13 protein-coding genes are annotated in these 10,742 nt (G+C 50.1%); 4 read left to right on the plus strand and 9 right to left on the minus strand.

Annotation, left to right across the window (positions count from 1 at the left end):
* Nucleotides 1–59: 59 nt before the first annotated feature.
* From flgJ to flgB, 9 genes are all read right to left on the minus strand, one after another.
* A complete protein-coding gene (gene flgJ / locus KUC_RS05320; RefSeq protein WP_007112101.1) occupies nt 60–1,088 on the minus strand; it encodes a flagellar assembly peptidoglycan hydrolase FlgJ in 1,029 nt (342 codons plus the stop codon).
* Nucleotides 1,088–2,155, minus strand: coding sequence for a flagellar basal body P-ring protein FlgI (locus KUC_RS05325; RefSeq protein WP_371827732.1), 1,068 nt, complete (start codon nt 2,153–2,155; stop codon nt 1,088–1,090). Before KUC_RS05325 ends, flgJ begins: the two co-directional genes overlap by 1 nt.
* Nucleotides 2,156–2,279: 124 nt before the next feature.
* Nucleotides 2,280–2,969 carry a flagellar basal body L-ring protein FlgH gene (locus tag KUC_RS05330; RefSeq protein WP_007112103.1) on the minus strand — a complete coding sequence of 230 codons (690 nt, stop codon included), beginning with the start codon at nt 2,967–2,969 and terminating at the stop codon, nt 2,280–2,282.
* A gap of 37 nt (nt 2,970–3,006) precedes the next feature.
* A complete protein-coding gene (gene flgG, locus KUC_RS05335) occupies nt 3,007–3,789 on the minus strand; it encodes a flagellar basal-body rod protein FlgG (protein ID WP_007112104.1) in 783 nt (260 codons plus the stop codon).
* A 50-nt stretch (nt 3,790–3,839) separates the two neighbouring features.
* Complete coding sequence (gene flgF, locus KUC_RS05340; RefSeq protein WP_040479590.1) at nt 3,840–4,598, minus strand: flagellar basal-body rod protein FlgF; 759 nt, start codon at nt 4,596–4,598, stop codon at nt 3,840–3,842.
* A 31-nt stretch (nt 4,599–4,629) separates the two neighbouring features.
* On the minus strand, nt 4,630–6,360 hold the full coding sequence (locus KUC_RS19260) for a flagellar hook protein FlgE (RefSeq protein WP_007112106.1): 1,731 nt from the start codon (nt 6,358–6,360) through the stop codon (nt 4,630–4,632).
* Between the two features lie 52 nt (nt 6,361–6,412).
* Entirely contained in the window at nt 6,413–7,102 is a 690-nt protein-coding gene (locus tag KUC_RS05350) for a flagellar hook assembly protein FlgD (RefSeq protein ID WP_007112107.1), read from the minus strand.
* A gap of 3 nt (nt 7,103–7,105) precedes the next feature.
* Entirely contained in the window at nt 7,106–7,516 is a 411-nt protein-coding gene (gene flgC / locus KUC_RS05355) for a flagellar basal body rod protein FlgC (RefSeq protein ID WP_007112108.1), read from the minus strand.
* 31 nt (nt 7,517–7,547) lie between these two features.
* Nucleotides 7,548–7,982 carry a flagellar basal body rod protein FlgB gene (gene flgB, locus KUC_RS05360; protein WP_007112109.1) on the minus strand — a complete coding sequence of 145 codons (435 nt, stop codon included), beginning with the start codon at nt 7,980–7,982 and terminating at the stop codon, nt 7,548–7,550.
* 202 nt (nt 7,983–8,184) lie between these two features.
* Here flgB and flgA point away from each other — a divergent pair, with 202 nt between their 5' ends.
* The 4 genes from flgA (at nt 8,185) to KUC_RS05380 (ending at nt 10,547) form a co-directional block, all read left to right on the plus strand.
* Nucleotides 8,185–8,901, plus strand: a complete 717-nt coding sequence (gene flgA / locus KUC_RS05365) for a flagellar basal body P-ring formation chaperone FlgA (RefSeq protein ID WP_007112111.1) — start codon at nt 8,185–8,187, stop codon at nt 8,899–8,901.
* A 98-nt stretch (nt 8,902–8,999) separates the two neighbouring features.
* Nucleotides 9,000–9,266: a flagellar biosynthesis anti-sigma factor FlgM gene (gene flgM / locus KUC_RS05370; RefSeq protein ID WP_007112112.1), complete on the plus strand. Its 267-nt coding sequence runs from the start codon at nt 9,000–9,002 to the stop codon at nt 9,264–9,266.
* A gap of 13 nt (nt 9,267–9,279) precedes the next feature.
* The gene (locus tag KUC_RS05375) at nt 9,280–9,729 is read left to right on the plus strand and encodes a flagella synthesis protein FlgN (protein ID WP_007112113.1); all 450 of its coding nucleotides are present in this window, start codon (nt 9,280–9,282) and stop codon (nt 9,727–9,729) included.
* A gap of 77 nt (nt 9,730–9,806) precedes the next feature.
* Nucleotides 9,807–10,547 (plus strand): SDR family NAD(P)-dependent oxidoreductase, encoded by a 741-nt coding sequence (locus KUC_RS05380; RefSeq protein WP_007112114.1) that lies wholly within the window; start codon nt 9,807–9,809, stop codon nt 10,545–10,547.
* Nucleotides 10,548–10,742: the final 195 nt, after the last annotated feature.

The following is a 10,742-nucleotide window of genomic DNA, read 5'->3' on the forward strand; positions in this document are numbered from 1 at the left end:
GGCCAATACCTATATCTTCTTTAAGTATCGGCACTGCGCAGAAAAACTTGAGGAAAGGGCTAGCGCGAATCGGCTAAGAAATTGCCGTCAGCGTTAAGTGGCCCCATGGTATTCATCACCGCGACTAATTTTTCAGCGTAGAGCGGGTCAGTGGCATACCCGCCTGACTGCAGTGCACGCGCTGCCTGCTCTGCATTGGGCGCCTGAACTACACCGGCATAGCGGGGGTTATTGCCGATTAAGCCGGCATAGTCTGTAAAGGCATGCTCAAACGAGTCGTAGACACGGAAGGTATCGACCACCTGCGTTCGTCGCCCGTTGATATATTCGTGAGTCACAATATCGGTTGTTTCGCCCTGCCAACGGCTACCTGCTTTGATACCAAACAGGTTATGACTATTGTTGCCATTGCGAGTCGCAATTTCGTGCCGCCCCCAGCCTGTTTCTAACGCCGCCTGGGCTAAAATAAGTTCTGCGGGAACGCCGGTGTTCTTACTAGCCGCTTGGGCTGGAGCCGCTAACGTTTGAATAAATTTATCTACGTGACCTAAGGCCGTCTGCTCACGCTGGTTTAGTGCAGTTTCATCTACTGTATTACCCTTCTCCACGCCTTGGCGAATGGCCTCTAGCTCGGCTAAGAATTGACCGCTGCCCTGCGTATTTGTGGTGTCAATCCTGTCAGCATTAGCCGCAAATGAATCGTCAAGCACACGGGGGGTGCCACGGGGAATGCCGGCAATTAATGCTTGTAACTCTTGATCGGCATTTGGTTGTGCTTTTGAGATGGCACCTTGGCGCTCCAACTGCTCAACCAAAACCTCAGCAAGGCCCATTCCACGCGAAGCCATCACCTGTGACCACTGTTGATCCAGCATCGATTGATATGTATCCGTCGCACTGCTGTTCATCAGCCCTGAATTGGGCGTCGCGTCGCGCATACTCTTCATCATCATCTGAATAAATAGCGCTTCAAACTGCTGAGCTGCACCATTCACGCCAGCTTCGGGGTTGACTCTTGCGGTATGTTGCAGCCGCTGAAAGCCATTCATATCCAGGGCGAACTGATTAGTCATATCACTCGCACTCATTAAATAACCTCCAGCTCAGCACGCAGTGAACCCGACGCTTTTAACGCTTCCAGAATCGACATCAAGTCTTGAGGTGTAGCGCCTAACGCATTCAATGCATTGACCACTTCGTTGAGCTGCGCGCCCTCTACGATTTGCAGGTAAGCCTCTTGCTGCTCAATATCAATATCCGCGTCGGGGACCACCACCGTCTCGCCCTCACCAAAGGGATTAGGCTGGCTAACACCAAACTGGGTGTCAATCATGATCGATAGACTTCCGTGGGCAACCGCCGCCTCTCGCAATGTGACGGCACTGTTCATCACTACCGAGCCGGTACGTGAATTCAGCACAACACGCGCCGGTGCCTCTGTGGGCGTCACCCGAACGTTTTCAACGCGCGCCATAAAGTTGACACGCGCGTTGTCATCCATAGGACCATCAAGGGCAATTACTCGTCCGTTACGCGCATAGGCAACCGACTGGCCAAACTCGTTATTAATAGCTGTGACCATACGCTGAACGGTGCCAAAATCGGAATCGTTCAGTTGCAATTCAAGCATTCCGCCGTTACCGCCCAGGTTGAGCGGCACTTCCCTTTCAACCAGGGCACCATTGGGAATACGCCCCGAAGCCTGCTGATTGATCTGCACGCTGCTGCCTCCCGCTTGGGCACCTGCGCCACCTACCAACATATTGCCCTGGGCAATAGCATAGGTATCCCCGTCGGCACCTTTTAAAGGTGTCATTAACAGCGTACCGCCTCGCAAACTACGTGCGTTGGCTATCGACGAAACCACTATATCCAAGCGCTGGCCCGGCCTTGAAAACGGCGGCAGATCAGCCGTCACCATCACTGCTGCTACGTTGCGCAGTTGCAGGTTCGTTCCTGCAGGCACAGTCACCCCAAGCTGGGATAGCATATTGGTCAGGCTTTGGCTGGTGAAAGGTGCTTGGGTTGTTTGGTCACCAGTACTGTCAAGGCCAACGACCAAGCCATAGCCCACCAGCTGGTTATCGCGGACACCGGCAAACCCGGCCAACTCACGAATACGCTCGGCATGGGCAGGAAAAGCCAATAAACACATCAGCACCAAAACACCTACCTGAATAAACCAGGTGTTGATTGTTCGATAACCACTTAAGCGCATCGCTATTGCCCGTCGTAACAGTGTTATTGGTCGCTTTAACATTGATAGCTCCAGATAGGGGCTAGAATGGCGAGACGTTCAAGAAGAAACGTTGTAGCCATCCCATGTGCTGCGCTTCGTTAATATAACCGTCACCCACGTACTCAATTCGAGCATCTGCCACCTGAGTGGAAGGCACGGTATTTTGGGCGGTAATCGTGCGCGGATTAACGACGCCGGAGAAACGAATAAATTCCGTCCCCTGATTGATGGCTATTTGCTTCTCGCCACGTACGCGTAAATTGCCGTTATTCATTACCTCTAATACCGATACCGTGATGGTACCCGTAAAGGAGTTATTGGCCTGCGACCCACCACTGCCCGTAAAATCGTTTTCCCCAGAAACGTCGAAACCATATTCTGCAAGCGTATCGAGGATATCGGGCAGCTGTGTAAGATTAAGGCTAGCGCTACCACTGCGCCCTGCATTGGACTGCGAGTTTTTGCTCGCACTGACTTCTTCATCCAACACGATGGTCAAAATATCGCCAATCGAACGCGGGCGGCGATCTTCAAAGAGCGGTTGATACCCTTGTCTGGCCTGATAAATAGAACCATTGGGGATCGGGGGTGGACGATCGACAATACTGATCTGCTCTTGCTCACCTACGACAGAGGCTCTTGGAATCTGAGCGCACCCGGCAACAACCAGCATTAAAAGCACCAGCCCCGCTAGCGCAATACGACGTGACATGTGGTGCAACTCCAGCATAACGCAACCTATAAATAAGCCCGATGAGTAGTAACCGTTACAGTTGGCTTAACCGTGCCAACATTTCATCGCTGGTGGACACCGCTTTACTATTAATTTCATAGGCACGCTGGGTCTGAATCATATTGACCATTTCTTCAACCACATTGACGTTAGACGTTTCCACATAGCCTTGGAACAACCGTCCTGCGCCATTCATACCAGGCATGTTTTCATTGGGTGCACCTGAAGCGCCCGTTTCCAGGTAAAGATTGCCACCAATACTCTGAAGACCAGCTGGATTAATAAAGGTACTGACGGTGATTTGTCCTACCTCATTATCAAGCGCAACACCTGGCTGGCGAACGCTCACCGTGCCATCTTCACCCACATTCACCGACAGCGCATTGGCCGGTAAGAAGATGGCAGGTTCAACAGGGTAACCATTGGCGGTCACCATTTGGCCATTTTCGTTTAACTGGAAACTACCGTCACGGGTATAAGCCGTTGTACCGTCTGGCATCAACACCTGAAAGAAACCTTCGCCATTGATCGCAAGGTCGCGTGAGTTTTCAGTTTGCTCTAGCCCACCTTGGGTATGCAGGCGCTCAGTAGCCACGGCGCGTACCCCGGTGCCTACCTGCATACCGGATGGCAGGCGATCCTGAATATTGTTCTGGGCCCCTGGCTGACGCATGTTTTGGTATAACAGGTCTTCAAACACGGGGCGTGAGCGTTTGAAACCATTGGTACTCACGTTGGCCAGGTTATTTGAAATCACGTCCAGCTTGGTTTGCTGAGATTCCAAGCCTGTTTTAGCTGTCCACAACGACTTAATCATAATTATGCTCCCTTGACCGACTGACGAACATCAGCGTTAAATGGCCAACATTAACCTTGAATAGATAGAATCCCGTTAGCGCGCTGAGCATTTTCGTCAGCGGTGCTGATTACTTTCATCTGCATATCGTAACGGCGTGCAACGTCAATCATCGACACCATGGCATCGACAGCACTCACGTTGCTACCTTCAAGTGCACCGCTTACAAGCTTGGCATTTTCGTCAGCGGCCAGAGCTCCCGGCTCACCTTCTTCATTCGGAGGCGCGCGAAAAAGGCCGTCTTCACCGCGTGTTAGCGCTCCCTCTTCAGGTGTCACCAGCTTAATACGGCCTACCTCGACCAGCGCTTCTGGACCAACGCCTTCGGGGATGGCGCTAATCGTGCCGTCAGCGCCAATGGAGACTTGTGCTCCTTGGGGAACGGCAATAGGGCCGCCTTCACCCATTACCGGGCGTCCAACGCTCAGCAAAACACCATCAGCATCAATCTGCAGGTCGCCCCGCCGCGTATAGGTTTCTGTACCGTCATCAGCCTGCACCGCCATCCACGCATCGTCTTGCATCGCGATATCAAGCGTACGGCCCGTATACTCAACGGGCCCTTGAGAAAAGTCGCTGCCAGGCGTGGTGGTCACCGCAGAAGTACGCGTTGCCAGTAACGCTTCACCCTGTACGGGCACCGAACGAGCGGCCTGCAGCTGGGCACGAAAACCAGTGGTGGTCACATTCGATAGGTTGTTACTCACCACCGACTGCTGGTCCATACTGTTTTTGGCACCACTCATGGCGGTATAGAGCATTCGATCCACGGTACTTACTCCTTACTCAAATGACCGATCATTAAAGGTTAATAATGGTCTGCAGGAGCTCGTCCTGGGTACTGATGGTTTGCGAGTTAGCCTGATACGCCCGCTGGGCAACAATCATATCCACGAGCTCACGGGCCATATCGACATTGGAGGTTTCAACTGCACTCGCCTCAATTAAGCCGCGCAAACCAGTACCCGCCGCCCCCACCAATTCTTGGCCGGAAGCAGCGGTAGCGGTCCACAGGTTATCGCCATTAGGCTTTAGACCTTCAGGGTTACGAAAGCTCACCAGTGCTATCTGACCCGCAGCTAACGACTGCTCATTAGAGTAGTTACGCATAACGGTACCATCATCTTCGATAGTGATTCCTACCAAAGCACCGGAAGTAAAACCATCTTGATCTGAGTCAGTGGCGGTTGAACCATTACCAAACTGTGTTGTGCCAGCAAGGTCATAGCTATATGCAAGAGGTGAAGCCGCACCGCTATTAATATTTAATGATATTTCAGTCTGGCTGTCTTGAGCTGGCAAATTATTGAACTCATTTACCAACGCTACTTCAGCTGTATTTAAATTTGTCCGGTTAGTATTATACGTATCTGCAAACGTACCAGCGGCATTTTGCACCTCATCATCCAGGAGTGGTAAATCACCATTAAAATCTGTATCAACAAAATCAGCATCAGCTGCAGCTACATTAGCACTCTCTGCATAAAGTGCACTTAGGCCTGTAAACAAATCATTATTTATTTGCCCACCATTAGAAACAGCTGATTCTGCATCAACTAAAACACCATTTCCATTCCCATCATCGAGATTATCAATTTCAGCTTGCAAAGCTATTATTTCAATAGTGGTTGCATCCACATCACCTGAAGAAATTAAATCGTCTAAATAAGATTTAGCGGCTTCAAATTGCTCGCGAATCTGCCCAATTCGGCCACTTAGTGCAGTTTGGGAAGCATTGAAATCTGATTGAGCAGTATTAAGATTATCTTGCGCCGTCAGGTATTGAGCATTTATTTCACGGACTGATACTAGCGTACCATTTTCACTAAACTCTACTAAGAAATTGTTCTCTTCATTGTATTCATTTCCAGCGACAACTTTTGCCTCCCAGACATTTTGATTAGTGCCATCCGGGCTGCCAACTTTTTCATAATAAACCGTATTATTAAATGGATTACCTAACGAGTCATAGACGGTAAAATTCGTCGAGAAGTGGAAATCGATTTCTTCACCATTAACCTCAACCCTGTCGAGATCTTCGCCTACTTGCTCACGAGAATCCAAATTCAGTACATTTTTGACAGCGGTTGTTGCTCGAGCAGGCAGTGCATCAGAGTCAACTGTTAGCCCTGCTACCTGGCCGCCCGCCTGCACATTACCATTTGCATCAGCTGCGTAACCCATAATCTGGGCTCCCTGGGCATTCACTAAACGCCCATCAGCTGTCATGGTCAGCTGTCCATTACGTGAATAGCCTACTTCGCCATTGGGTTGCTGAAAGCGGAAGAAGCCTTCTCCGGCAATGGCTAAGTCTAAATTGCGGTTCGTGGACTCAATATTGCCTTGTCCAAAGTTCTGCTGTACGGCTGAGGTGCGAACCCCCAGCCCTATGCGGGACTCGGCATATACATCGGCAAATTGTACGTTTGAGCTTTTAAAACCGACCGTTTGCGAGTTGGCAATGTTATTACCAACGGCGCCTAATTTTTGTTGCTGTGCGTTTAAGCCACTAAGTGCTTGTGAAAAACTCATGATGTTCCCCTAAGAAAGCTGTGTTTAATCAAATACTGTTGTTAATTAATAGTTAAAGAATTTGTTTAACGTCATTCAGACTGATCTGGCCGTAAATAGCGCCTAGATCCAGCCGAACGCTGCCACTGCCATCATTAGGCGTCACCCGGTTGACCACTGCGTACTGTAAGGCCGTAGATTCTATTTTTTCCCCTTGAGCATCGGTTGCCTCTAACTGAACCGAATACCGACCGCTGGCAACCGCTTCTTTCTGGTCATTTAAACCGCCCCAGTCGAATGAGTGGACGCCCGCATCCAGCGACTCCAGATCAAGACGCCTAACGACTTGGCCACCGTCACCGACGATTGTCGCTTTAACGTTCGCTGCCGGTTTGGCCAACTCTATGCCAAAGGGTGTGGTGTAAGAATTCCCGTCGTCGTCCTGTCCTAATAAAACATCCTTGCCAGGTACCATGACGCCTTTACCAATTAGGCCGCTCGCCTGCAGTGCCTGATTGGCATCCATTTGGCTGGTGATACCTTTTAGCGTGCTATTCAGCTCTTCAATGCCGCTGACCGTGTTAATTTGCGCTAACTGCGAGGTCATCTCCGAATTTTCCATCGGCTTAAGCGGATCTTGATTCTGTAGCTGGGTGATCAGCAGCGTCATAAAGCTTTGACGCAGCTCATCGGATTGGCGGGCAGAGAGACCATTAGCACCGCTGCCATTTACGCTATTCAATACACTCGTATCGACATTCATGGCTTACCCCTCACCCAGCGACAGCGTCTGCATCAGCATCTGCTTACTGGTATTAAATACTTCAATGTTGGCTTGATAGGAGCGCGAAGCAGAAATCATATTGACCATTTCATGCACGGGCTCAACGTTGGGCTTTGCTACATAGCCCTCTTCATCAGCTGCCGGATGGCTGGGCATATATTCCATGCGCAGAGGCGAATCGTCTTCCACCACCTCGGTAACACGCACGCCGCCAACGCCATAGCGGTTGCCTTGTGCCAGAGTCTCAAACATTACCTGTTTCGCTCGATAGGTTTCACCATCAGGGCCGGCCACGCTATCGGCATTGGCCATATTGCTAGCGGTAACGTTCATCCGCTGAGACTGAGCACTCATTGCCGAGCTGGCAATATCAAACGTAGAGAACATCGACATCGTTGGTTAACTCCTCACTAATTTGGTCTGGTTATTCGGGCTGCATGGCATTTTTCAGCCCTTGAATACGGCTGTTGAGCATCGTGAGTCCGACTTGATAACGAACAGCGTTATCAGCAAACTGCGTGCGCTCACGATCCATATCAACCGTATTTCCATCCAAACTAGGCTGGTCGGGAATGCGGTAAAGTAAATCGGCGTTGCCCGCTCCACGCCATGCGGGGCCTTCTCCAGCAATATGGCTACCAACGGTTCGCGCTAAAGCCAGCCCGCCGCCGGTATTACTAGATGCATTCTGAGTACCGTCTACTGCTTTTTTCAGCTCACTCGCAAAATCGATGTCACGCGCCTTGTAGTTAGGCGTATCGGCATTGGCGATATTAGCCGCTAACACCTCGTGCCGCGCTTGACGTAACCCTACGGCTTGCTGATGAAAATTAAAGGCAGATTCCAGTTGATCAATCATGCCGACCCTCGCTTTGAGGCAAAAAATAAAATGGATTTTGTAGATGATGAAGAATACGTCTGTAGCTGTCAGCCTAAAGCATGGAACAGCTGTCGTTTCTGCCAGCATTTCGCGTGATACGGCTACTGCCTTTTCGCTAGAATAAACAATGAATATTTCTCTTTGCTCTCCTTCCTTCGCTCCCAAGTAAGTGGCCTCCCCCATGCTACGACAGCGCTTTACTAAGCCAAGCACGCTTCGCTACTGGCAAGTGATTCTCTTCTTAGTAATCCTAGGCGTCACTGCTCTAGCCAAGGCTCAGGCTGATGACGACAACCTTCTCCAACAAGTACACCAATTTCTGTACGAAGAGACACAAGCATTAGGTGAAGAAGTGGTGATTGATCTACGACCACCGTCTCCACATTTGCCGGAATGCGTCCAGCCGGAGCCTTTTTTACCCAATGCAAATCAAGCCCCCTTGGGCCGAGTTTCCGTTGGAGTACGTTGCGGTGAAGACAGCCGACAAGTCCGCTACTTGCAGGCCCAAATCGATGTCATTGGTAATTACGTGGTGGCCGCAAGAGACATTGAGCGGGGCACACTGATTACGTCAAACATGCTCAATGAACGCGGTGGCAACCTTGGTGATCTGTCAGCTCAAGCGCTAACAGCTGAAGAAGATATCGTGGGTAAAATAGCTCAGCGCCCGATTCGTAGTGGCAGCGCCTTTTTAGCCCATTATTTACAAGCGCCTCATTTAGTTGAACGTGGTCAGCGCGTCACTGTCATAGCCCAGGGTTCTGCTTTCCGCGTTTCACGCGAAGGCGAAGCGCTTGAAAATGGCTCTCTGGGTGAGCAAGTTAGAGTCCGTTTTGGTTCACGGGAAATTTTAACTGCTCGCGTCACTGAGCGAGGTATTTTGGTGGTGGATTTTTAGCTTGAAACCTAAAGTTATACCCAGCACTGCCGATAGTTATCTTTATACAAGCTATACTAAACGCAAAGCGCATCGACGCTGACGATGAGGCAGACGACGTGAATATTGATAACATTAATCCGCTGTTACGCTCTAACCAGGCCCAGCAGCGTGACGAAACGCAAAAAGCTAACAGCGTTACACCCGCTACACCGGGTGGCACAACACGTGAATCTACTCAGCTGAGCCAATCAAGCATTGATGAATCTCAAGATATCGATAGCGCAAAAGTTGAAGAAATACGCGACGCCATTCGCGAGGGCCGCCTTGAAATGAACGCGGAACGTATCGCCGAGGGCCTAATTGCTAATCTTAAAGATTTATAAGGGAAGCCTGTAAATGAGCCTTGCATCCTTGCTTACCAATCAACAACAGCGCCTTGATGCGCTCATTTCGTTGTTGTCCAACGAGCAAAATTTATTGACGCAAGGTGACATTGATGGTGATGCACTATCTCAAGTCGCACTAGATAAACAGTCATTATTAGCAGAGCTAGAGCGTATCGAGACCCTGCGTCGCAATGTACAAGAACGTCTTGGCTATGCCGAGGGCGCTAACGGCGCCAGAGAGGCTGCTCAGGATGCAGGCTGCCAGACAGCTTGGGAAAGCTTGCTAGAAAAGAGTGAACGCGCCTCGCGCATGAATGAGCTAACGGGGCAGATGTTGTCCGTACGCATGAAGCACAATCAAGCAATGCTGGATTATATCCGTCAAATTGCAGAAAAAACGCTTTATAAACCGGATGGTCGTAATAGCGCCCAACCGGGAAGAATCAACGCTTCCGCCTAATATATCTAATCTCTCGACAAGCTCTCCGCATGACGTTTCAATGAAAGCCCTCATTAGTGGGATTTCAAAGGCTTATCATGTTCAATTTACTACCTCATCATTATACAGCGCTGGTTATCGGCGCATCGGGGGGAATAGGCGCTGCCATTATTAAGCAGTTACTCTCTTCCTCGCAGGCTGGCCATATTATTGCAGTTAGCCGCCAACCACCACGAATTGACGATCCCCGCCTTACTCACCTAATGCTTGATGTCTCTCAAGAGCTAGATAGAAAGGCACTTCAAAAAGAGCTAGCTGCCCGGCCCATTCACTTCTTTTTCAATGCTATTGGCATTCTTCATGATGAGGCGCAAAAGCTGCTGCCTGAAAAGCGCCTCGATCAGCTTAGCGTCGAAAATCTAGCCCAAACAATGAATATTAATGCTTTTACGCCGATCTTATTGCTAGCCGCACTGCAAGACTCTTTCAAAGGGACACACCCGACAGTGATTGCCAGCCTTTCCGCTCGTGTTGGCTCAATCGAAGATAATCAGCTAGGAGGTTGGTACAGCTATCGTGCCAGCAAAGCAGCGCATAACATGCTGCTTAAGACAGCATCCATAGAACTCAAGCGACTTAATAAGCAGTCCACCGTGCTTTGCCTGCACCCAGGCACCACCGACACACCACTCTCCAAACCCTTTCAAGCAAGGGTTCCTTACGAGAAGTTATTCACACCCACATTTGTAGCAGACCAGTTGCTGTCAGTCATCGCTCAACGAACGCCTGATGATAGTGGTACCTTTTGGGATTGGAATGGCCAATCTATTGATTGGTAATTTGCCGTCTCAAAACTCAGGAAACCAGCTGAGTAGCGACCTAGTGTCATCGCGAGTGAAGTGACGCAATCTCGGGGGTTGCTTTTAGGTGTCATTGCGAGCACAGCGCGGCAATCTCGGGGTTGCTTGCCACCGCAGGACGGAGATGGCCGCGTCGCTACGCTCCTCGCCATGACATGGCTTTTTTCTTTTTTC

It is taken from the genome of Vreelandella boliviensis LC1, assembly GCF_000236035.1.
Taxonomy (GTDB): Bacteria; Pseudomonadota; Gammaproteobacteria; order Pseudomonadales; family Halomonadaceae; genus Vreelandella; species Vreelandella boliviensis.

Excerpts from the sequence above, each read along its gene's own strand:
- flgJ (WP_007112101.1), bottom strand. The coding sequence starts at position 1,088 with ATGAGTGCGAGTGATATGACTAATCAGTTCGCCCTGGATATGAATGGC.
- KUC_RS05325 (WP_371827732.1), bottom strand. The coding sequence starts at position 2,155 with ATGTGTTTATTGGCTTTTCCTGCCCATGCCGAGCGTATTCGTGAGTTG.
- KUC_RS05330 (WP_007112103.1), bottom strand. The coding sequence starts at position 2,969 with ATGCTGGAGTTGCACCACATGTCACGTCGTATTGCGCTAGCGGGGCTG.
- flgG (WP_007112104.1), bottom strand. The coding sequence starts at position 3,789 with ATGATTAAGTCGTTGTGGACAGCTAAAACAGGCTTGGAATCTCAGCAA.
- KUC_RS19260 (WP_007112106.1), bottom strand. The coding sequence starts at position 6,360 with ATGAGTTTTTCACAAGCACTTAGTGGCTTAAACGCACAGCAACAAAAA.
- KUC_RS05350 (WP_007112107.1), bottom strand. The coding sequence starts at position 7,102 with ATGAATGTCGATACGAGTGTATTGAATAGCGTAAATGGCAGCGGTGCT.
- flgC (WP_007112108.1), bottom strand. The coding sequence starts at position 7,516 with ATGTCGATGTTCTCTACGTTTGATATTGCCAGCTCGGCAATGAGTGCT.
- flgB (WP_007112109.1), bottom strand. The coding sequence starts at position 7,982 with ATGATTGATCAACTGGAATCTGCCTTTAATTTTCATCAGCAAGCCGTA.
- flgA (WP_007112111.1), top strand. The coding sequence starts at position 8,185 with ATGCTACGACAGCGCTTTACTAAGCCAAGCACGCTTCGCTACTGGCAA.
- KUC_RS05375 (WP_007112113.1), top strand. The coding sequence starts at position 9,280 with ATGAGCCTTGCATCCTTGCTTACCAATCAACAACAGCGCCTTGATGCG.
- KUC_RS05380 (WP_007112114.1), top strand. The coding sequence starts at position 9,807 with ATGTTCAATTTACTACCTCATCATTATACAGCGCTGGTTATCGGCGCA.